We start from the raw sequence: 19,620 nt of genomic DNA on the forward strand, positions 1-19,620 counted from the left end.
GCGATTCGGGCGGCGCAATCGCGGATTTCCGGGAAATTCGTGGCGGCCAGCGGGGCGATTCAGACGGTTAGGCTGTTTTTTTCCGGCGCGGTCATGCATCGGTCGCACGGCGCGGTGTAGGCTCAGGCTTTCAACGCCTTTGATTTTGCGATGGCGGCGCGGCCGTCGTCGCCACGGTTGTGCCATGAAATTCAGGGTCGGGCTGTGCTGTGCGCTCGCGTTTTCGTCGCTCCTGTTCGCGCATTCGGCGGGAGCTGCGCCGCCGGCACTACCCGCCGAAAAGCCCATGGAGCAGCTTGCAATCTATGCGGCGAAGGGGCCGCCGGACTCCTGCGGGCCTGGCTGCGATCATTGGATCGCGATCGAGGGCAAGATCGACGAAGGCTCGGCAGCGCGGGTCGAGCGCTTCTTCCGCGAACGAAAGGATACCCAGCGGCCGATCTACTTCAATTCCCCCGGCGGCGCGATGCGCGATGGGCTCGCGATCGGGCGCCTGCTTCGCGCCCGCAAAGCGGTCGGGCGCGTGGGGCGGACGATTGTCGATGCCTGTCCGGGGACCCAGACGGACGATGCCTGCAGCTTGATCAAGACCAATCGCGAAGAGGTCGTCGCGAGCATCACGAGCCGTGGCGCGGTGTGCGGCTCTGCCTGCACTTTCCTGCTGTTCGGCGCGCTGACGCGCGAGGTTGCGCCGGACGCGGTGGTGGCCGTTCACGGCGCAAGGATCGGCATGCAATTCCGGGTGAACGTGACCGAAGTGCGCCGCGAGGAGGCCATCGCCAAGGCCCACGCCGAAGCGGACCGACTGACGTTCGCCTATGTCGAGGAAATGGGCATCAGTCGCGACGTGATGACGCTCGCTGACAGCGTCAGCCCGGACAATATGCGCGTCCTGACACGGCAGGAATTGTACAACTTCCGGATCGACACCAGAAACGTCGTCGAGACGCCGTGGGCCATCGAGAAGGCGCCGAGCCCGGCCGTGCAGAAGATCGCCCAGGTCAAGACGGAGAGCGGCTTCCAGAAATTCGAATGGCGCTTCATGTGCGGCGGCAAGGCGCAGACCCGGCTCATGGTTACCAATGAGCTCGCCAAGGATGCCAGCGGCACCAGGGTCATGACAATGGTTGCCGGAGCGGCGAAGCCGCCGCAATTTGCAAGACTCCCGGTCCGCGTCGGCCCCTACGAGATCTGGACGGCTATCATCACGGCCGATGCGATGAAGGATCTGGTTGCCGTCCCGCGGCTGGGGGCCAGCCAAAACGCGTTGCTGCCGGACGGCAAATCAACTTCGACTTTCTTCGAGATCGAGACCCGGGGCCTCGAGCCGGCGTCCACCCAATTGGCGGGGGCATGCCAGACCGCGCAAGCCAAGATCGTTCCGCCCAAATTGCCCTCGTCGGCACCGCTATTGCCGTCGTCGCCTCCATCGGTGAAGTGGACGGCATCGCCGAACTGGCCCACACCGTCACCCCTGACGGCCCAAGGGATAGGGGTAGTGGGTGTCCGTCGAGATGCTCCGCCTCAGCCGGCCTCGCCGAAGTGAATGACCGGTGATGGGGCGCAATCAGGCGTCCCGACCCTTTCATTTCGCGTTGCGGCGCTCTACATGCGTTTGCATGGAAAATGCCCCCGCCGCCCGGCGCTTTGCGCCGACCGCCCTGATGCTCGGCAATCTCGTCACCGGCTGCTCGGTGCTGGCGCCAGCGGGCATGCTGCCGGAATTGGCGAGCGGGCTCGACGTCACCATCCATGCGGCCGGGCTCCTGATCACCTTCGGCGCGATCACGCTATGCATCGGCTCGCCGCTGACGGCGTGGCTGACCAGCCGGATCGAGCGGCGGACGCTGCTCACCACGACGCTCGCCGTGCTCGCCTTTGGCAATCTCGCCTCGGCCTTTGCGCCGGACTACGTCAGCCTTCTGGTGATCCGCCTCGTCATGCTCGCGGTCGGCGCGCTCTATACGCCGCAGGCAGCCGGCACCGCGGCGATCATCGTGCCGGTCGAGCGGCGTGGCAGCACCATCGCCTATATCTTTCTCGGCTGGTCGCTCGCGGCCGCCATCGGCCTGCCGCTGATCACCTTCATCGCCAGCCGCTATGGCTGGCGCGCGGCCTATGGCGGGATCGGCGTGCTCGGCTGCGTCAGCTTCGTGCTGTTGCTGCTGCGCCTGCCGGGCGGCTTGAAGGGCGTGCCGGTCGACCTGAAGACCTGGCGTGCGGTCGGCCGCAACAAGGCGATCCTGCTGCTGCTTGCGATCACCATGCTGCAAATGTCCGGGCAGTTCGTAGTGTTCACCTTCATGGGGCCGCTGCTGAAGAAGCTGACCGAGGCAAGCCCCGATGCGATCGGCATGGTGTTCGCCATCTATGGCGTCTGCGGTTTCCTCGGCGTCGTGATTGCAACTCGTATCGTCGATACCTGGGGGCCTTACCGAACCTCGCTGCTGTTCACGTGCCTGCTGCTTGCGGGCATCACGGGCTGGGCGCTCGGCGCGGGGAGCCTCGTGCTGATGGCGGTCGCGGTGGCGATCTGGGGCCTCGGCTTTGCCTCGACCAATTCGATGCAGCAGGTGCGGCTGGTCGCGGCTGCACCACCGCTGGCATCGGCGACCGTCGCGCTCAACACCTCCGTCCTCTATATCGGCCAGGCGGTCGGCTCCGCCACCGGCGGACTGCTGTTCGCCCGCGAGCTGCTGCATGCGCTCGGCTTCGTCGCTGTCGGTTTCGTCGTGCTGGCGCTGATCCTGGTGGTCCTGACCCGGCCGGCGGCGGCCGCCGCGGCCTGAATTCCAGCGTTTTCCTGTGCGCAAGGTGCTTGGCAAACCGCGCGCCGGAGCGCTAGAAGGCCGGTCATGGGGACCAAAGAGAGTTGACTGAGATGAGGATGATTCTGGCGGTTGCCGCGGTGCTCTATTCAGCCTCCGCGTTTGCGCAGACCGACAAGCCACCCATGGTGGGGGATAAGCCGCTGGTGCAGGTCAAGCCCAAAGGGACCAAGACGGCGGCCGCCACGGCCGCGCCGGCGCCGAAGGGCAAGCCGCAATCGGTCGCGGCCCGGCTCCAGGCCTGCCTCGACATCGACGACGGCACCAAGGACCGCCTCAACTGCTACGACGCGGTGATCCCGCCGGCCCCGAAGCCGAAGCCGGCGAAGGCCAAGGGCTACGCCGATTGCCGCTTCTTCAAGGAAGAGGACGAGCGGCTGGCCTGCTTCAACGGTTTTGCCGAGAGCATTCCGAAGCTGCCCAAGAACTGAGCCCGCAAGCCGGACGGCTAATCGCTGATGCGGCTCAAGACGGCCCTGAAGGCAACGCCCGGCACTTGCAGCGCGGTGCCTTCGAACTCCGCCGTGCTGCCGTCTTCGCGGCCGGCGAGCGTCAGGGTGATCCGGTCGATGCCGAACAGCGGCCTGAAGGCCGGGTCGTCGTTGTAGCGCTGGGTCGCGATCTTGACCTTGATGCTGTCGCCTTCGCCCGTGTAGGTGCCGATGAAGGCGAAGGCGGAATTGCCGCCACGCATCTTACCCTCCATCACATAGACGACGCCGCAGCCGGTTCCGTGAACGGTGTGGAAATCGACCTTGTACAATCCCTGACGCACGGCCCGTCCTCGCAATATTCCCATCGCAATCTCGCCGGCAAATTATGGTCGTTGCCAGCGGAAACAATCCGGTGTCGCCCCGGGGATCTCGGCCATCAACATCACATTTTGATCAGCACCTGAGACAATTCCAGGCAGCGCAGCCAAATGCCGGTTGGCGCAATATCTCCAAATTCCTATGTTGACGTCGTTTTCTTGACGCGAACCGGTATCCGCTTTGTTTGAAAGCGCTAGCGGCTCGGTGCAGGATTGGTGGAGGCCACGCGCGTGAGCGCGAGCGCCGGCGTCGCCGACATCTTCACCAGCACGTCCTTGAGCGGATCGCGCGTCCAGGCGCGCGTCACATAGTCACGATGTGTGATGCCCTCGCCGGTCTCCACGAACACCACGCTGCCGGGACGCAAGGGGCCGTCCATGTCCTCGGAGACGCTGATGCCCTTCTGCCTGAGCATGCTCATCAGCTCGCGGTCGCGCCGTGCGGTGTAGTGGGTGTAGGAGCTGACGAAGAAGCCGGAGCGATGGCTCTCGATCCAGGAGGCGAACTTGTCCATCTCGCCATAGACGGCATCGAGCAGCACCACGCCGCGAACGCGGTCGCTGATGCCGCCGACCTCGAGGCTCCAGGCGGTCGGCAAAAAGCCGCCGCTATAGCCGACGATCACGATCGGCATGTTGGCGAAGGCCCGCGCGCTGTCGGGATCGCCGGTGAGGCGGGCGAGATGGCCCGCCGATTCCTCCATGAAGCGCTTGAGGCCGCCGGCCTGCCAGAACTTGCCGGCGCTGGAATCGGCGGCATCGACCGCCATCTGCGGAGCGAGCAGCACGGCATTGGCACCGGAATCGGTGATCTGCTGCGGCACCAGCTGCCGGTCGCGGACGTCGCGCTCGAGCGTTGCGCCATTGCCGTGGAAGAACACCACGATGACGCCCGGCTTGCGCACGTCGAAATGCTCGGGCACGTGCACCAGCACGCGGCTGTCGCTGTAGGTCTCATCCTGCCAGTAGACGCGCCCCGAATAGCTGCGGTGGCCGCGGCGGTCGCCCTTGGAGATGTTGAGGAACGGCGCATCGGAGGCGGGGTTGTTGCCGAAATAAGGGAACGCCGACGACTTCATGCTGACGAGCGTCGTCAGGTCGTCGCGCGCGGGGCGCTTGAAGGGGACCTGAGGCTCGAGCGAGGCGACCTTGTAGGAAGCCCGCTCCGGCTGCGGCGGCTGCTGCACCGCGCGCTTGGGCGAGAAGTCCGACATCTGCCGTTGCAGAAAACTCTCGCTCGCCGAGGGGAAGCGCTCCGTGAACTGCGGGGCAGGGAAGCGATCCTCGAAGGTGTCGCCGCTCGCAACTTGCAGATTGGAGGCTTGCGGACCGGTCTTGGCGACGACCTGATTGACCTGAACATTGGCCTGCGAGTTCGCCGCGAGCGCCGCCGGATTGGGGGCCCTGCCGCATTGAACAAGCGTGAGCAAGAGCGGCACCAAAGCTGAGACCAGGCCGATCCGGAGCGCACGACCGTGCCGACCGGAATTCGTCCGATCGGCACGCGTGTCAGCTCTCACGTTCGGAACGGCCCCGACCATCCACCCATGACCCCAAGTCACTTCAAGTCAAGTCAATCGGCAAGCTTAAGACAATTGAGCCGACCGGCGTTTAGGTGACGTTAAGCGTCCGGAGAAACTCCCCACATCCGGAACGCTCAAAAGGACCATGCAATCGTGTCCTGATTGTGGGGGAGGGAAGCTGGATTTCCCGGTGTTTAGACGGGTTTATCGCCAGGACCGCGCATAAGAGGTGCCGAATTACCTATTTTGTTTGCCTCATTTAACCCTTGTTAACCCTGCTTGAATTGACTGGACCAATCTGCGCGCTGCCTCCCAGGAGGCGCGACGCCTGAGGCTTAAGGACCCCGATGACGGCATCAGATGCGGGTACTGCGCCCTGGACTGGCCGGCTGACCGGAAGCGGGTCGGGGGTCTCCGCTCTGGTCGCAACCGCCATCGTCGTTGCCGACATGATCGGGGTCGGCGTCTTCACGAGCCTCGGCTTCCAGGTCAAGGACATTCCTTCGGGCTTCTCGATCCTGCTGCTGTGGACCGTCGGCGGCATCGTCGCGCTGTGCGGCGTATTCTCCTACAGCGAGCTCGGGGCGATGTTTCCGCGCTCGAGCGGCGAGTACAATTTCCTCGGCCGCGCCTATCATCCCGCCTTCGGTTTTCTCGCCGGCTGGGTCTCGGCGACAGTCGGCTTTGCGGCGCCCGTCGCGCTGGCGGCGATGGCGTTCGGCGAATACGCCAAATCGGTCATCCCCGATCTGCCGCCGATCCCGCTCGCCATCGGCGTGGTCTGGCTGGTCTCGCTCGTGCAACTGACCGGCGTCAGGCACTCCTCGACCTTCCAGCTGATCTCGACCATTTTGAAGGTCGTGCTGATCGTTGCCTTCCTCGTTGCCGGCTTCATCATCGGCGTGCCGCAGCAGATTGCCTTCACGCCTCAGCCGGGCGATCTCGCGCATATCGTCAGCGCCCCCTTCGCGATCGGGCTCGTGTTCGTGATGTACTCGTTCTCGGGCTGGAATGCCGCGACCTACATCATCGGCGAGATGAACACGCCGCAGCAGAGTCTGCCGCGCGCGCTGCTCGCGGGCACGCTGATCGTGCTGGTGCTGTATGTCGCGCTCAACGCCGTGTTCCTCTACTCGACGCCGGTCAGTGCGCTCGCCGGTCAGCTCGACGTTGCCAGCGTCGCCGGCCGCGCCATCTTCGGCCATCTCGGCGGCCGCATCGTCGGAGCCATGATCTGCGTCGGCCTGATCTCCTCGATCAGCGCGATGATGTGGATCGGCCCGCGGGTGATGATGACGATGGGGGAAGACATTCCGGCGCTGCGCGTGTTCTCGAAGCGATCGGTCAGCGGTGCGCCGGCCTATGCCATCCTGTTTCAGCTCGCGGTCGCGACCCTCTTGCTGTTCACGCGCAGCTTCGAGGCGGTGCTCGACTTCATCCAGTTCGCGCTGTTGTTCTGCTCGTTCTTCACGGTCGCCGGCGTCATCAAGCTGCGCATCACCAATCCCGAGCTGCCGCGGCCCTACCGCGCCTGGGGATACCCGTTCACGCCGCTCGTTTTCCTGCTCGTGACCGGGTTCATGATGTATTACCTGTTGACCGAGCGGCCCATTCAGTCGCTCGCCGGGATGCTCGTCATGGTCTCTGGCCTGTTGATCTATGCTGTTTTCCGCAGGCGGCCGGCCGCCGCTGGCACGTCACACAATCGCGAATAGACATGTTTCGACCCATGAGACTTGCGGCCGTCGCTCTTGCCCTCCTGGCTGCGGCCTTCTCGTCGGCGCGTGCGGCCGAGGTCACCTTCGACGACACCGCTCGCTTCCTTGCGGGCATGCAGCCTTCGGCGGATTCGCCGCTGGTGCCGCTCACGAGGGACCCGGGCTGGCAACGCCACGCAAAATTCTTCGACGGCGCCTTCGCCCAGCTCGAGCAGCGGCAGCTCTCGAAGATCCGGAGCTGGGCCGACGTCAATCTGGCCGCGCCCCGGCCGACCATGTTCTATTTGTTCAGCGGCCCGGATTTTCTCTATGCCAACGCCTTCTATTCCAAGGCGAGCACCTATGTGCTCGGCGCGCTGGAGCCGGTCGGCGCCGTGCCCGATTTGACGCGGCTGCCGCGCGGTTCGGTCGGTGCCGCCCTCTACAATGTCGAGCGCTCACTCGGCTCGATCCTGAGCTTCTCCTTCTTCATCACTAAGCATATGAAGGTCGACCTGCACACCAACCAGGTGAGCGGCACCTTGCCGATCCTCTATGTCTTCCTCGCGCGCTCCGGCAAGACCATCCGCAACGTCGAGATGGTCGCGCTCGACGACAAGGGCGGGATACACGTCGGCAACGACAATCCGGGACGGAACGCGACGCGCGGCGTCCGCATCACCTTTGCCGGCCCCGATGGGGAAGCGCGCACGCTGTATTATTTCTCCGCCGATCTCTCCAACGCGAGCGCGCGGGCGGCGGGCTTCCTGAAGTTCTGCGAGACACTCGGGCCCGGCAACAGCCTGCTCAAGAGCGCTTCCTATCTGCTGCACTCCGGTAATTTCACCGTCGCGCGCGACTGGCTGCTGGCCAACAGCGCGACCATCATCCAGGACGATTCCGGCATTCCGCTTGCGAACTACAGCGCGCGGCAATGGCGGTTCTTCCCGTTCGGCCGCTATCTCGGACCGATCGACGAATTTCCCGGCCGCTACCAGGAGCGCTACGCCGAGTTGTTCACGCGGGCCCAGCCGATCGACTTCGGCGTCGGCTATCGCTGGCGCACGAATGAATCGAACCTCCTGCTGTCGGTGAAGGTGCCGGGCAGCGAGACCTTGCCGGCCGCGGAGACCACCTCGTTCGTCGAGCCGCCGCCGAGACCACCGCGCCCGAAGCGGCCGCGTCCGCCCGAGCCGATCCCGCCGCCCGGGCGTTTCTTCTGGTTCCGCTAGGCTGTTTGCTGAAATCAGGCGTCAGGGCGCCTGGGCCACGACGACCAGCACTTCCGCTTTCTGTCGGCCGAGGCTCCTGACCTCGTGCGGGGTCTCGCCTGAAAAATACAGGCAATCGCCCTTGCCGAGCGTCAGCTCCTCGCCATCGAGCTTGATGGCGATCTTGCCGTTGATGACGAACAGCAGCTCTTCGCCGGCATGCGAGGCGCGCGTTGCCGCCTTGTGCGGCGGGCTCAGCAGGAACGGCTCCATCATCTTGCGGGTGCGGCCGGTCGCCAGCGGCACGACACCAAACGTGTCTTGAAACAGCGGGACGTTGCCGCCTTCGCGGCGGAACAGCGTGTAGCGCGGCGCGGGCTCGGCGTTCGGATCGAAGAAGTTCGCGACATTGACTTCGAGCGCAGCGGCCATCCGCAGCAGCGCGGCGAGGGAAGGGATCTTCAGGTTGCGCTCGACCAGGGAGATGTAGCCGCGCGTGAGATCGCTCTGCTTGGCAAGCTGGTCCAGCGTCAGGCCCTTGGCAATCCGCGCCTGGCGGATATTGGCCCCGACCGCTGTCGCTTTGCTGACGTCAAGCACGCATGAATCTCCCGAACTGCTGGGGCTTCTTTTGCAACAGATGCCGCCCGACTGCCAGCCCGACGGCGAGGATCGGCCGGTCCGGCTGCCTGCAAGCGTATTCCAATGGAAAACTATGGCGCGGAAATTTCGGGCAAGACCGCGGATAATGTGAGCAGGCTTGCTGGTATATTGCAAAAATCAGCCGAAAATTGGTGCAATTCATGCCCTTTGCCGCGATCGACGGCAGTTGCCGCGTTCCGTGGCGTTGATTTCCAACAGTAAACATGATCGATTTTTACCGTCCTGGCTGCCGATGGGCTCCACGGACCGAACCAACTGCTTTTCCCAGGCGCCGGTACCTTTTGGAGAGATCGATGACCGTAGCAGACGACGTAACCCTGAACGTAGCGCCGGACGAGGCGGCGAGCTTGCGACGGATCGTGTGGTCGAGCGTGATCGGCACTGCGGTCGAATGGTACGACTTCCTCATCTACGGCACGGCGACCGCGCTGGTGTTCAACAAGGTCTTCTTCGCCGCCGGCAATCCCACGCTCGCCACCATCGCCGCCTTCGGCACCTACGCGGTCGGCTTTCTGGCGCGGCCGCTGGGAGCGGCGATCTTCGGCCATTACGGCGACCGGGTCGGCCGCAAGGCGATGCTCGCGATCACCATCATGGTGATGGGTATCGGCACCTTCCTGATCGGCCTGCTGCCGACCTACCAGCAGATCGGCATCGCCGCGCCGCTGCTGCTGATCGGCCTGCGTTTCCTCCAGGGCATCGGCCTCGGCGGCGAGTGGGGCGGGGCCGTGCTGATGGTGGTCGAAAATTGTCCGACACATCGTCGCGGACTGCTCGGCAGCATGGTGCAGGTCGGCAATCCCATCGGCAATCTGGCCGCGATCGGCATGTTCGCGCTGGTGGCGAGCCTGCCGGAAAGCGACTTCATGACTTACGGCTGGCGCATTCCGTTCCTGATCTCGATCCTTCTGGTCGGCGTCGGCCTCTACATCCGTCTCAACATGGAGGAGACGGCCGCCTTCCGTCAGGTCCAGGCCAAGAAGGAAGTCGCAAGCATGCCGCTGGTCGAGATCTTCAGGCATCACCGCAGGCCGTTCTTCACCGCAGTCGGTCTGAAGATCTCCGAGATCGCCTATGCCAGCATCGGCGGCGTGTTCGTGATGTCGTACGCGACGGCCAATCTGGGGCTGCCGCGCGCGGTGGTCCTGAACGGTGCGTTCGCCGCATCGCTGGTTGCGCTGTTTGCCATTCCGCTGTTCGGTTGGCTGTCGGACCTCGTCGGCCGCAAGACGATGTTCTATGCGAGCTGCGTGTTCTCGGCGCTGTTTGCCTTCCCGCTGTTCTGGTTGCTCGACACCCGCGATCCCGCCATCGTCGTCTGCACCATCGTGGTCGCGATCACCTTCGGTCAAATGGTCATGTTCGGCATCGGTGCGCCCTGGTATTCCGAGTTGTTTTCCGCACGGCTGCGCTACAGCGGCGCCTCGCTCGGCTTCCAGGTCGGTGCGGCCCTGAGCGGCGGGTTGACGCCGCTGATTGCGGCGTCTCTGATGGCCTGGAGCGGGGGCGCAACCTGGCCGGTCTCGCTCTTGCTCGTTGCCTGCGCCGCCATCACCGCGACCGCAACCAGTTTCGCGCCGGAGATGGCGAACAAGGAACTGACCTGATCCCGCGGCGCGCCGCTGCCGGCGGCGCGCCATCGTTCACCCAAGGGGAATTGTCATGCTCGATACCGTCAGCGCCGGCTCGGCGCAGAACGCAACACAGCTCGGCTGGACCGGCGTGGTGCGTTTCCTCCATTTCACCCCGCGTGCATTCCTGCCGATGCGCGCAGTGGAGCAAATCAATCTCGTCGCCGGCCGGGGCATTGAAGGGGATCGCTATATGATCGGCAACGAAGAGGGATTTTACTCGCACAAGCCGGAAGAGGGCCGGCAGGTCACCCTGTTCGAGCTGGAGACGCTGGTCGCGCTCAAGCGCGACGCCGGCATCGAGCTCGGACCGGAGGAACACCGGCGCAACGTCACGGTCGAGGGCGTGCCGTTGAACCATCTGGTCGGCCGCCGCTTCTGGCTGGGCGAGACCTTGCTGGAGGCGACGCGACTGTCGGTGCCGTGCCGGCACATCGAGGAGATCACCGGCAAGGCGATTTTCGATCCCCTGATCAACCGCTCGGGCCTCAACTGCAAGATCCTGCAAGGCGGCGTCGTCCGGGTCGGCGATACCGTGCGGAACGCGGCATGAAGGCGCGTCCGATCACGACGGTCAAGACGGTCGTCACCGGCATCGAGGAGGCGGGGGCGGGCATAAAACTGTTCACGCTGACCGATCCCGACCGCTGGGAGCTGCCGCCGTTCAAGCCTGGCGCGCATATCGATCTGCATCTGCCGAATGGACTCGTCCGCACTTATTCATTGTGCAACGAGCCTGCCGACAACACGCGCTATGTCATCGCGGTCAAGCGCGAAGCGGACGGGCGTGGCGGCTCGCGGGCCCTGCACGACGAGATCGGGCCTGGCGCCGTCATCGGAGTCTCGCTGCCGCGCGGCGGACTGGAGCCCGAGGCGCGCATCGCGCGCTATGTGTTCGTCTCCGGCGGTATCGGCGTGACGCCGTTCCTGTCGATGGCACGGCATCTCGAACATACCGGACAGGCCGACTTCACGCTTCATCTGATCGTGCGCGACGAGGTGCCGTTGGCCGGGCATCTCGGCGCGCTGATCGAAGAGGGGCGTGTCGTCGTGCATCGAACGTCTCGGACCGGGCGTCCTGATCTCGCGGCGCTCGTCGGAGAGGGTGGGGCGGACACGCTGGTCGCCTGTTGCGGCCCGGAGGGCATGACCGATGATTTCGAGCGGCTAACGGCAGCGTGGCCCGCGGCCAACGTTCATGTCGAGCGCTTCGTCGCGCCGCCCCCTGTGATCGATCCGGATGCAAAGCCCTTTACGCTGTTGCTGGCGCGCTCCGGCATGGAGATCGAGGTCCGCGCCGGCCAGACCATGCTGGCCGCGTTGCAGGAAGGCGGCGTCGATGTCGCCACCTCCTGCTGCGGTGGCATCTGCGGCGCCTGCAAGGTCGGCTGGATCGAGGGGCGCCCCGTGCACCGCGACCGCGTCCTGTCGCCTTACGAGCGCGAGCGCTATCTCATGGTTTGCGTCGCCGGATCGGAGGCCGATCGGCTGGTGCTGGATCTCTGAGCTACCAGTGCACGCTCTGGCTCGGCACGATGAAGGCCGTGGAGCTTGGCGGCGTGGCGAAACTCGTCGCCAGGTACCAGCCGGAGCCGGCTGCGAGCACCAGCAGGGCAATGATGGCGAGCATGTCGAGGGTTCTGGGATCGTGATGCTGTCCGCCGGGACCATGATTGGGACCAGGCCTGACGTGATGGCTGATTTTCCAGCGCATTGTTGTTTCCTCCCGTAGGAGCATCACAACAACGCGAGGGGAAGTCTGAGGTTCCACTCAGGGCCGCGATACGCAAAGCGGGCGCTGCGCTTTATGGGGCGTTGACGCCGCGCCAGCGGCCGTAGCGCCAGGGCAGATACCAGCGCGCGCCCTGCGGTGCCGTCAGCGGCACGTTGTCGATGCCCGACGTGCCGAACGGATTGCAGCGGAGCAGGCGCGCCAGCGTCATCCAGCCGCCGGCCCAGAGCCCGAACCGCTCAATCGCTTCGTCGCCGTAGACGGAGCAGGTCGGCAGGTGTCGGCAATTGTAGCCGACCAGCGGCGAGAGAGTGTGGCGGTAGAGCCAGATCAGCGCACGGCCGAATCGGCGCGGGAGCCGGAGTGCGCCCTCGACGGGATTGGAACAATGCTCACAGGCTGAATGCTTCATGTGCGCTTTGCCGCGACGTTGAGCGAGGTGTTGCACGGTTCCGGAGCAGGGAACAACAAGCTGTTGTTTGCACGCCATATTTTCCGTGCTTTTTGGGAGCAGTGCAGCAAGTACCTATGGACGATCTGTATTCCCCCGGATACCATTTTTATGACGTCCATGTGTAGACTCATGGAACGCAAAACGGGGCTTGCCTGAATCGCTTTGGGGCTTGGGGAAGGGACCAGTTTGAAACTTCTGACGTCGCTCAATGTTCGCGGATGGTTGCTGGTGGGAACCGCCGTCTGTGGGGTCGCGATGGCGGGTGCCATCGCAACATTCGGATCGTCCGCCCGGGCGGGTAGCGCGCTTGAAGAGCGCAAGCTGCCGATGAAGTTCAATTGGGTCGCCTGCGAGCCCAACTGCCGTGGCTGGGTCAGCGCGGTGGGGATCATCACTTCCGATACCCCCAAGGATTTCGAGGAGTTTGCGCGCGGACGCCAGCTCGGCGGCGCCACCGTTGTGCTCGATTCCAGCGGCGGCTCCGTCAACGACGCGATCACCCTCGGCCGGCGCTTCCGCAATCTCGGCCTTCTGACCACGGTCGGGATCAGCCTTCAGAACCGCGGCGGTCCATCGGCCCGTTCGGCGGTCGCGCCTGAAGCCTATTGCGAATCCATGTGCGTGTTCCTGCTGCTGGCCGGCAAGAAGCGCTACGTGCCCGATGCGGCCCATGTCCGGGTTCACCAGATCTGGATGGGCGACCGGGCCGACGATGCCAAGGCGGCGAGCTACAGCGCGCAGGACCTGATGATCGTGGAACGCGACATCGGCCGGCTCGCCAAATACACCTTCGACATGGGCGGCGCTGGCGATCTGCTCTCGCTCGCGCTCAGCGTGCCGCCGTGGGAAGATCTGCACGAGCTCGACGCAGGCGAGCTCAAGCTCACCAATCTCGTGACGACCGATCTCGTGGCGGACGTGCTGCCGCACGTGGATGTCACGGCGCCGGCAATGGCGGAGCTGACTCCGAAGACGCAGGCGAGGTTTGGTGCGGAGCCGGAGCAGGCACCGCAGGCCGCCAAGTCGACCAAGACGGCGGAAGCCCTGGTGCCGACCGGCAGCGCGGTCACGCCGGCTGCGGCGGTGCAGAAGTAAGCTCTTAAATCCCGGCGGTCATTCTGGAGCGCGCGTAGCGCGAACCCGGAATCTCGATCGGCAATCTCTGGATTCCGGGTTCGTGGCCTTGCGACGCCCCGGAATGACGGGGAAGAATCAGCCCTGAGCCGCGGCCGGCTGCGTGGCCTTCGCCTCGATCTGGCCGATGGCATCGACCACGGCGTCGAAGGTCAGCAGCGTCGAGGCATGCCGCGCCTTGTAGTCGCGGACCGGCTCGAGGAACTTGATCTCTTCCCATTTGCCTTCAGGAGGTGCGCCATTCTCCTTCAGCATCTTGCGAACGGTTTCGCGCAACGCACGGAGTTCGCTCGCAGTAGAGCCGACGACGTGACTTGCCATGATGGATGAAGAGGCCTGGCCCAGCGCGCAGGCCTTCACGTCGTGCGCGAAGTCAGTGACGGTGTCGCCCTCCATCTTGAGATCGACCTTCACGGTCGAGCCGCACAGCTTGGAGTGGGCGGTGGCGGTGGCATCGGCGTCGGACAACCGCCCGAGGCGCGGAATATTCCCGGCCAGCTCGATGATCCGCTTGTTATAGATGTCGTTCAGCATGTGATGGAGTCCAGCACTTACCTACCGGATCGGCCTTGGCGGCCGCCGCCCAGGGTCCTATATAGGGACGGAACTGGCGGAAAAACAGTCCAGCGGTGCGGTGGGGATGATCCTGATCTGCGCTGCCAGCGTGATGACGCAGGAGCCTTTTTCGTCAAAATTGTTCTCTTCAGGCGTCCGGCGGCTTGCCGCCCCGTCTGCCGGTGACACTCCGGCCGTTGAGGCCGTCGAACGGAGAAGATATGGACGCTACGATCAAATCCATCCGCCCCAACAAGCCCGCTGACCGGCAGCCCGAGAGCCGCCCGGCCGAGCTCGATCCTGCCGAATTCCTCGCGGTTGCCGTCCGCGCCGACCAGCCGCGCCCCGCGCGCGCCGAAGCGGAAGCCGCGGTGAAGACGCTGCTCGCCTATATCGGCGAGAACACCGAGCGCGAGGGCCTCTTGGACACGCCGCGCCGCGTGGTCGAGGCCTTCGACGAGCTCTATCAGGGCTACCACCAATGCCCGGCCGAGGTGCTCGACCGCACCTTCGGCGAGACCGCCGGCTACGACGACTTCGTGCTGGTGCGCGACATCGAGTTCACCTCGCAGTGCGAGCATCACATGATGCCGTTCTACGGCAAGGCGCATATCGCCTACACGCCGGTGGAGCGCGTCGTCGGCCTGTCCAAGCTTGCCCGCCTCACCGACATCTTCGCCCGCCGGCTCCAGACCCAGGAGCATCTGACAGCGCAGATCGCGGCGGCGATCGACGAGATCCTGAAACCCCGCGGCGTTGCCGTGCTGATCGAGGCCGAGCATACCTGCATGTCGGTGCGCGGCGTCGCCAAGCATGGCGCCTCCACCTTCACCAGCCGCTTCACCGGCATGTTCCGCGACAATCCGGCGGAGCAGGCCCGTTTCCTGTCCCTGGTGCGAGGCCTGCAGCGCTGACCTCGCGAATAACTGGCGAGAGCTGCTGTGTCCGCTCACTCCCATGAGATCGAGGAAGGCCTCGCCTTCCTCCCCAGATTCGACGCAGCCGGCCTCGTGACCGTCGTCGCGACCGACGTCGCCACCGGCGACGTGCTCATGGTCGCCCACATGAACGACGAGGCGCTGCGCAAGACCATCGCGACCGGCGAGGCCTGGTACTTCAGTCGCTCGCGCAATGCCTTGTGGCGAAAAGGTGAGACCTCAGGTCAGACCCAGCGCGTCGTCGAGATGCGCACCGATTGCGACCAGGACGCGGTGTGGATCAAGGTCGAGCAGGTGGGCGCGGCTTGCCACACCGGGCGGCGGTCGTGCTTCTACCGCAAGGTCGAAGGCGAGGGCGGAGGAGCGAAGCTGGTCTTCGTCGACGCGGACAGGCTGTTCGATCCGAACGACGTTTATAAGAAGTAAGCCCCGTCATTCCGGGGCGCGCGCAGCGCGAGCCCGGAATCCATCGTACGGCATAACGTGCGGTGGAATGGACTCCGGGTTCGCGCTTCACGCGCCCCGGAATGACTCGGGGCGGACGGCGAAGCCGAATTAACCCCGCATTAACCATACCTGTCCCACGGTGAGACGACAGGGCGCCGAATTGCCGGCGCCACACAACGCCGCGGGGCGGGCACTTCATCATGTCGGTCGACAATTCCAGTGCCACGCAGACGGTCGCTCTCGACCCGACGCGGGCGCGCGTCGCCGGCGCGATCAAGGATGTCTCCAACCGGACTGGCGTCAACTTCCAGTACATGCTGACCACCGCCAAGATGGAATCGGATTTCGATCCGACGGCGGGCGCCACCACATCGTCGGCGCACGGGCTCTACCAGTTCATCGACCAGACCTGGCTCGGCACCGTGAAGGAGGCGGGCGCCCAGCTCGGCTATGGCAATTACGCCGACGCCATCACCAGGACTTCGTCCGGCAGCTACACCGTCGACGATCCCTTCATGAAGCGCTCGATCATGAAGCTGCGCGACGATCCGGAAGCCGCATCCAGCATGGCGGCCGCGCTGACGCAGTCGAACAGTTTCAAGCTCACCGGTCTGCTCGGCCGCAGGCCGAGCGACAGCGAACTCTACATGGCGCATTTCATGGGCGTCGGCGGAGCGGCAAAACTGATCGCCAATGCCGAAGACAATCCGCAGGCCGTCGGCGCGCGGCTGTTTCCCAATGCGGCTTCCGCCAACCGGTCGATCTTCTACGCCAGGGATGGCCGCGCCCGCAGCGTCTCTGAAGTCTATTCCGTGCTCGACGCGCGCTACGCCAGCGCGGCGAATTCGAAGCTCACCCGCAGCGCGATGGCGATGTATGGCGACACGCCGTCGACGCAGGTCGCGAGCGCCAATGGCATACAGTCGACCGCGCCCGTCATCGACAACGCCGCTTATCTCCAGACTTTTCCGGATGCACGCGGTGTCACGCCGGTGAGTACGACATCGTCGACGACGGTTGCAGACAACACCCCGGTCACCCCCGCATTCCGCTCGATCTATCAGCCCGGCGACATCACGCAGCCGGTCTCGACCACGGTGCAGACATTGTGGGGCAATAACGCCTCGCTCACCTCGCTCGCTTCCGTGACGCCTGACGTGCGTCCGCCGCAACCGCTCGATCTCTTCAGCGATCGCAGCGGCACGTTCTCGAGCTAGTCAGCGCACCTCTACGTGCTGCGCAGCGTGCGGCGACCGCCTTTGTTCCCTTAACAAAACGTCAATGAAACCAGCCAGTTATGGTGAACGCTTTGTTAAGCGTCGTGGTTTATTTTGTGTTGCAGGTGACGAGCCGTCACCATTTTTGTTTGTTGTGTAAGCCGGAAGCAGCATGATCGTTCGGCAGTTCATCAATTGGATCAGGACCGCGCCCGCTGGCGAGCGGGCCGAGGCAACACGGGCATTGGCCCGGGCCTGGCTGATCTCAGACCTTTCGACAGACGACCGCATCGCCGCCGAAGGCGCGCTGCTGATGCAGCTCGACGATCCCTCGCCGCTGGTGCGGCAGGCGATGGCCGAGGCGTTTGCGCGCAGCCTCGATGCGCCGGCCTCGATCGTGCGGGCGCTGTCGGCAGACCAGCCGAGCGTCGCGCTGCCCGTGCTCGAACATTCGCCGCTGCTGATCGATGCCGATCTCGTCGACATCGTCGCGACCGGCAATGACGAAGTGCAGTGCGCTGTCGCCCGCCGCATCGCGCTGCCGGTATCGGTCTGCGCCGCCATCGCCGAAGTCGGCTGCGCGGCGTCGGCGCTCGAGCTGATCGAAAATCCCCACGCCGAGCTGGCGCCATTCTCGTGGAATCGCATCGTCGAGCGTCACGGCCATCTCGCCGCGATCCGCGAGGCGATGCTGGTGCTGGAGGAGCTGCCGGCGTCAACGCGTGCCGCGCTGGTGGCAAAGCTTTCCGAGACCCTGGTGCAATTCGTCGTCGCGCGGAATTGGCTGAGCGCCGACCGCGCCGAGCGCGTGACGATCGAGGCGCGCGACCGCTCCACCATGAACATCGCGGCGCGCTCGCGCGGCGAGGACATGCAGGGTCTGGTGCATCACCTCCGCGTCACCGGCCAGCTGACCGCCGGTCTCATTCTGCGCGCGCTGCTGTCGAGCAATCTCGATTTGTTCGATGCGGCGCTGGCCGAGCTCGCCGATCTGCCGCTGGCGCGCGTCTCCGCGCTGCTGCACGACCGCGGCGGCAACAGCCTGCATGCGCTGCTCCGCCGCGCCGGCTTGCCCGAGGCGACGTTCGCCGCGTTCCAGGTGGCCCTCGATGCCTGCCACGAGCAGGGCTTTGTCGACAGCGACGACGGCGCGGCGCGGCTGCGCCGGCGCATGGTCGAGCGGGTGCTGACCCATTGCGAGACCGACCGCGGCGCCGCCGAGCCGCTGATGGTCCTGCTCCGCCGCTTCGCGACGGAGTCGGCGCGCGAGGAGGCGCGGCTGTTCTGCGACGAGATCGTCGCGGACGATGCGATCGATCCGGTCTACGACGACCTGATCGCGGCCTAGCGAGATGCCGTAGGGTGGGCAAAGGCGCGCAGCGCCGTGCCCACCATTCATCAATGATAGCGACAGATGGTGGGCACGCTTCGCTTTGCCCACCCTACGATACTGATCGTACGGATGGAGCTCTCCGTCATTGCGAGCGCAGCGAAGCAATCCAGACTGTCCCCGTGGCGGGATTCTGGATTGCTTCGCTGCGCTCGCAATGACGAGGAGAGGGCTACTCTACCGGCACGATGCTCGGCGCGAGGATCGCCTCGAGATGCTCGGGGCGGTCGCGGTTGACCTGGGCGAGATAGTCGTCGGCGACCTTGCGCAGGCGGCGGCTGAGCTCGGCGGAGACGCTGATGCTGTCGAGCTGGGTGTTCTCGTGCACGATGGCGAGGATCGCGTTGATGTGGTGGGTGAACAGCTCGGCCGGCACCTTTTCCAGATCTGGCGCGTGCTCGATGACGCGGCACAGGCTCTCGGCGATTCCCGCCGCGGCGGGATAGCCGAACGTCGCGGCATCGCCCTTGATGTCGTGCGCAGCGCGGAACAGCTCCTCGCGCCGCTCCTTGGTGAAGCCGTCATGTCGGATGGCCACGTAGGCGGCCGACAGCCGGTTGACCTCGGTCGTCATCCAGTCCTTGAACTCGCTGGAGAGACCTGCGAGCGCCTGCTCGGCGCGGCCGACCGGATCGTCCATGTCCTTGTCTTCGACGCGGCGCAGAACTTTTCGCAGCGGATTGGGCTGCGTGATGATCTGATGCGTGGCGAAGGCCGTGACCTCGATGTCTTTTGCGCTGTTCTTCGCCATGATGCCGGCCTTGCGTGAGACGTTGCGCTAGATGGATGAGCGGGCCTTGTCGAGCAGCGAGGGCTGCTGCAGCACCTCGTGCTTTTCGCCGACGCGGCGCTCGGGGCCCATATAGGCGGAGTTGGTGTTGCGGCGCCGGTCCGGACCGAAATAGGTCTTGGTCTTGATGAAGGGCCGGGGATTGGCGACGACGTTCAGGATGCGCTGGTACAGGCCTTTCGCCGAGATCGGCTTGGCCAGGAATTCGGTGACGCCGGCATCGCGCGCGACGGTGACGCGGCGCTTCTCGGAGTGGCCGGTCAGCATGATGATCGGCGCGTAAGGATTGCCCTTGGATTCCGGCTGCCGGATCATCTGCGCGAGCTCGAGCCCGTCGAAGATCGGCATCGCCCAGTCGGTGATGACGATATCGGGCACGTAATGACTGTACATTTCCAGCGCCGTGGCGCCGTCCTCGGCCTCGTAGACTTCGCGCGCGCCGAACGAATGCAGCAGCGTCCGCAGGATGCGGCGCATGTGCGGATTGTCGTCGCAGACGAGGAAGCGCAGCTTGTTGAAATCGATGCGGAACATGACGCCCGGGCTAAAGCGGTCAACCTTCGTTAACCATATCGCGCCGGGGGTTAATGAACGGTTGC

General features: G+C 64.9%; 21 protein-coding genes. 13 read left to right on the top strand and 8 right to left on the bottom strand.

Features of this window, described 5'->3' with window-relative positions:
* Window positions 1-184: 184 nt before the first annotated feature.
* The 3 genes from AAFG16_RS20955 to AAFG16_RS20965 all read left to right on the top strand — a co-directional run bounded on the left by AAFG16_RS20955 (window position 185) and on the right by AAFG16_RS20965 (window position 3,259).
* Window positions 185-1,546, top strand: a complete 1,362-nt coding sequence (locus tag AAFG16_RS20955; RefSeq protein WP_342740388.1) for a hypothetical protein — start codon at window positions 185-187, stop codon at window positions 1,544-1,546.
* A gap of 73 nt (window positions 1,547-1,619) precedes the next feature.
* Entirely contained in the window at window positions 1,620-2,789 is a 1,170-nt protein-coding gene (locus AAFG16_RS20960; protein ID WP_342740389.1) for an MFS transporter, read from the top strand.
* 92 nt (window positions 2,790-2,881) lie between these two features.
* Complete coding sequence (locus AAFG16_RS20965) at window positions 2,882-3,259, top strand: hypothetical protein (RefSeq protein WP_027560045.1); 378 nt, start codon at window positions 2,882-2,884, stop codon at window positions 3,257-3,259.
* Window positions 3,260-3,276: 17 nt separating this feature from the next.
* On the opposite strand, the gene AAFG16_RS20970 is transcribed toward AAFG16_RS20965, so the two are convergent.
* Both AAFG16_RS20970 and AAFG16_RS20975 read right to left on the bottom strand, forming a co-directional pair.
* A complete protein-coding gene (locus AAFG16_RS20970) occupies window positions 3,277-3,603 on the bottom strand; it encodes a GrlR family regulatory protein (RefSeq protein ID WP_342740390.1) in 327 nt (108 codons plus the stop codon).
* 230 nt (window positions 3,604-3,833) lie between these two features.
* A complete protein-coding gene (locus tag AAFG16_RS20975; protein ID WP_283086158.1) occupies window positions 3,834-5,180 on the bottom strand; it encodes an alpha/beta hydrolase in 1,347 nt (448 codons plus the stop codon).
* 329 nt (window positions 5,181-5,509) lie between these two features.
* On the opposite strand from AAFG16_RS20975, the gene AAFG16_RS20980 reads away from it, so the two are divergent.
* Window positions 5,510-6,877 (top strand): amino acid permease, encoded by a 1,368-nt coding sequence (locus tag AAFG16_RS20980; RefSeq protein ID WP_283086159.1) that lies wholly within the window; start codon window positions 5,510-5,512, stop codon window positions 6,875-6,877.
* Between the two features lie 2 nt (window positions 6,878-6,879).
* Entirely contained in the window at window positions 6,880-8,091 is a 1,212-nt protein-coding gene (locus tag AAFG16_RS20985; protein WP_342740391.1) for a hypothetical protein, read from the top strand.
* A gap of 21 nt (window positions 8,092-8,112) precedes the next feature.
* Here the strand turns inward: AAFG16_RS20985 and AAFG16_RS20990 are convergent, their stop codons facing one another.
* Window positions 8,113-8,670 (bottom strand): cupin domain-containing protein, encoded by a 558-nt coding sequence (locus tag AAFG16_RS20990; RefSeq protein ID WP_283086161.1) that lies wholly within the window; start codon window positions 8,668-8,670, stop codon window positions 8,113-8,115.
* A 356-nt stretch (window positions 8,671-9,026) separates the two neighbouring features.
* On the opposite strand from AAFG16_RS20990, the gene AAFG16_RS20995 reads away from it, so the two are divergent.
* The 3 genes from AAFG16_RS20995 to AAFG16_RS21005 are packed head-to-tail and all read left to right on the top strand — an operon-like array spanning window position 9,027 to window position 11,870.
* Window positions 9,027-10,340, top strand: a complete 1,314-nt coding sequence (locus AAFG16_RS20995) for an MFS transporter (RefSeq protein WP_283086162.1) — start codon at window positions 9,027-9,029, stop codon at window positions 10,338-10,340.
* A 55-nt stretch (window positions 10,341-10,395) separates the two neighbouring features.
* Window positions 10,396-10,917, top strand: a complete 522-nt coding sequence (locus AAFG16_RS21000; protein WP_283086163.1) for an MOSC domain-containing protein — start codon at window positions 10,396-10,398, stop codon at window positions 10,915-10,917.
* Complete coding sequence (locus tag AAFG16_RS21005) at window positions 10,914-11,870, top strand: PDR/VanB family oxidoreductase (RefSeq protein ID WP_283086164.1); 957 nt, start codon at window positions 10,914-10,916, stop codon at window positions 11,868-11,870. The genes AAFG16_RS21000 and AAFG16_RS21005 overlap by 4 nt, the downstream gene beginning before the upstream one ends.
* Window position 11,871: 1 nt before the next feature.
* On the opposite strand, the gene AAFG16_RS21010 is transcribed toward AAFG16_RS21005, so the two are convergent.
* Both AAFG16_RS21010 and yidD read right to left on the bottom strand, forming a co-directional pair.
* Complete coding sequence (locus tag AAFG16_RS21010; RefSeq protein ID WP_283086165.1) at window positions 11,872-12,078, bottom strand: hypothetical protein; 207 nt, start codon at window positions 12,076-12,078, stop codon at window positions 11,872-11,874.
* A 91-nt stretch (window positions 12,079-12,169) separates the two neighbouring features.
* Entirely contained in the window at window positions 12,170-12,508 is a 339-nt protein-coding gene (yidD, locus tag AAFG16_RS21015; RefSeq protein ID WP_283086166.1) for a membrane protein insertion efficiency factor YidD, read from the bottom strand.
* Window positions 12,509-12,736: 228 nt separating this feature from the next.
* Between yidD and AAFG16_RS21020 the strand changes: the two genes are divergently transcribed.
* Window positions 12,737-13,645 carry a hypothetical protein gene (locus tag AAFG16_RS21020; protein WP_342740392.1) on the top strand — a complete coding sequence of 303 codons (909 nt, stop codon included), beginning with the start codon at window positions 12,737-12,739 and terminating at the stop codon, window positions 13,643-13,645.
* Window positions 13,646-13,762: 117 nt separating this feature from the next.
* On the opposite strand, the gene AAFG16_RS21025 is transcribed toward AAFG16_RS21020, so the two are convergent.
* On the bottom strand, window positions 13,763-14,218 hold the full coding sequence (locus AAFG16_RS21025) for an iron-sulfur cluster assembly scaffold protein (RefSeq protein ID WP_283086168.1): 456 nt from the start codon (window positions 14,216-14,218) through the stop codon (window positions 13,763-13,765).
* A 242-nt stretch (window positions 14,219-14,460) separates the two neighbouring features.
* On the opposite strand from AAFG16_RS21025, the gene folE reads away from it, so the two are divergent.
* The 4 genes from folE to AAFG16_RS21045 all read left to right on the top strand — a co-directional run bounded on the left by folE (window position 14,461) and on the right by AAFG16_RS21045 (window position 18,189).
* On the top strand, window positions 14,461-15,153 hold the full coding sequence (folE, locus tag AAFG16_RS21030; protein ID WP_027560031.1) for a GTP cyclohydrolase I FolE: 693 nt from the start codon (window positions 14,461-14,463) through the stop codon (window positions 15,151-15,153).
* A gap of 27 nt (window positions 15,154-15,180) precedes the next feature.
* Window positions 15,181-15,603 carry a phosphoribosyl-AMP cyclohydrolase gene (hisI, locus tag AAFG16_RS21035; RefSeq protein ID WP_283086169.1) on the top strand — a complete coding sequence of 141 codons (423 nt, stop codon included), beginning with the start codon at window positions 15,181-15,183 and terminating at the stop codon, window positions 15,601-15,603.
* A gap of 221 nt (window positions 15,604-15,824) precedes the next feature.
* Window positions 15,825-16,841, top strand: a complete 1,017-nt coding sequence (locus AAFG16_RS21040) for a lytic transglycosylase domain-containing protein (RefSeq protein WP_342740393.1) — start codon at window positions 15,825-15,827, stop codon at window positions 16,839-16,841.
* Between the two features lie 172 nt (window positions 16,842-17,013).
* Window positions 17,014-18,189: a DUF2336 domain-containing protein gene (locus tag AAFG16_RS21045; RefSeq protein WP_342740394.1), complete on the top strand. Its 1,176-nt coding sequence runs from the start codon at window positions 17,014-17,016 to the stop codon at window positions 18,187-18,189.
* 214 nt (window positions 18,190-18,403) lie between these two features.
* Here AAFG16_RS21045 and AAFG16_RS21050 read toward each other — a convergent pair whose 3' ends face one another.
* Window positions 18,404-18,982 (bottom strand): Hpt domain-containing protein, encoded by a 579-nt coding sequence (locus tag AAFG16_RS21050; protein WP_283086172.1) that lies wholly within the window; start codon window positions 18,980-18,982, stop codon window positions 18,404-18,406.
* Between the two features lie 27 nt (window positions 18,983-19,009).
* Window positions 19,010-19,555 (bottom strand): response regulator, encoded by a 546-nt coding sequence (locus AAFG16_RS21055; protein ID WP_008549760.1) that lies wholly within the window; start codon window positions 19,553-19,555, stop codon window positions 19,010-19,012.
* Between the last annotated feature and the right edge of the window lie 65 nt (window positions 19,556-19,620).

This window comes from Bradyrhizobium sp. B117 (genome assembly GCF_038969555.1).
In the GTDB taxonomy this organism is placed as follows: Bacteria; Pseudomonadota; Alphaproteobacteria; order Rhizobiales; family Xanthobacteraceae; genus Bradyrhizobium.

What these genes read in the sequence shown, in the direction of transcription:
- AAFG16_RS20955 (WP_342740388.1), top strand. Translation starts at nt 185, where the DNA reads ATGAAATTCAGGGTCGGGCTGTGCTGTGCGCTCGCGTTTTCGTCGCTC.
- AAFG16_RS20960 (WP_342740389.1), top strand. Translation starts at nt 1,620, where the DNA reads ATGGAAAATGCCCCCGCCGCCCGGCGCTTTGCGCCGACCGCCCTGATG.
- AAFG16_RS20965 (WP_027560045.1), top strand. Translation starts at nt 2,882, where the DNA reads ATGAGGATGATTCTGGCGGTTGCCGCGGTGCTCTATTCAGCCTCCGCG.
- AAFG16_RS20975 (WP_283086158.1), bottom strand. Translation starts at nt 5,180, where the DNA reads ATGGTCGGGGCCGTTCCGAACGTGAGAGCTGACACGCGTGCCGATCGG.
- AAFG16_RS20980 (WP_283086159.1), top strand. Translation starts at nt 5,510, where the DNA reads ATGACGGCATCAGATGCGGGTACTGCGCCCTGGACTGGCCGGCTGACC.
- AAFG16_RS20985 (WP_342740391.1), top strand. Translation starts at nt 6,880, where the DNA reads ATGTTTCGACCCATGAGACTTGCGGCCGTCGCTCTTGCCCTCCTGGCT.
- AAFG16_RS20995 (WP_283086162.1), top strand. Translation starts at nt 9,027, where the DNA reads ATGACCGTAGCAGACGACGTAACCCTGAACGTAGCGCCGGACGAGGCG.
- AAFG16_RS21000 (WP_283086163.1), top strand. Translation starts at nt 10,396, where the DNA reads ATGCTCGATACCGTCAGCGCCGGCTCGGCGCAGAACGCAACACAGCTC.
- AAFG16_RS21005 (WP_283086164.1), top strand. Translation starts at nt 10,914, where the DNA reads ATGAAGGCGCGTCCGATCACGACGGTCAAGACGGTCGTCACCGGCATC.
- AAFG16_RS21010 (WP_283086165.1), bottom strand. Translation starts at nt 12,078, where the DNA reads ATGCGCTGGAAAATCAGCCATCACGTCAGGCCTGGTCCCAATCATGGT.
- yidD (WP_283086166.1), bottom strand. Translation starts at nt 12,508, where the DNA reads ATGAAGCATTCAGCCTGTGAGCATTGTTCCAATCCCGTCGAGGGCGCA.
- AAFG16_RS21025 (WP_283086168.1), bottom strand. Translation starts at nt 14,218, where the DNA reads ATGCTGAACGACATCTATAACAAGCGGATCATCGAGCTGGCCGGGAAT.
- folE (WP_027560031.1), top strand. Translation starts at nt 14,461, where the DNA reads ATGGACGCTACGATCAAATCCATCCGCCCCAACAAGCCCGCTGACCGG.
- AAFG16_RS21040 (WP_342740393.1), top strand. Translation starts at nt 15,825, where the DNA reads ATGTCGGTCGACAATTCCAGTGCCACGCAGACGGTCGCTCTCGACCCG.
- AAFG16_RS21045 (WP_342740394.1), top strand. Translation starts at nt 17,014, where the DNA reads ATGATCGTTCGGCAGTTCATCAATTGGATCAGGACCGCGCCCGCTGGC.
- AAFG16_RS21050 (WP_283086172.1), bottom strand. Translation starts at nt 18,982, where the DNA reads ATGGCGAAGAACAGCGCAAAAGACATCGAGGTCACGGCCTTCGCCACG.
- AAFG16_RS21055 (WP_008549760.1), bottom strand. Translation starts at nt 19,555, where the DNA reads ATGTTCCGCATCGATTTCAACAAGCTGCGCTTCCTCGTCTGCGACGAC.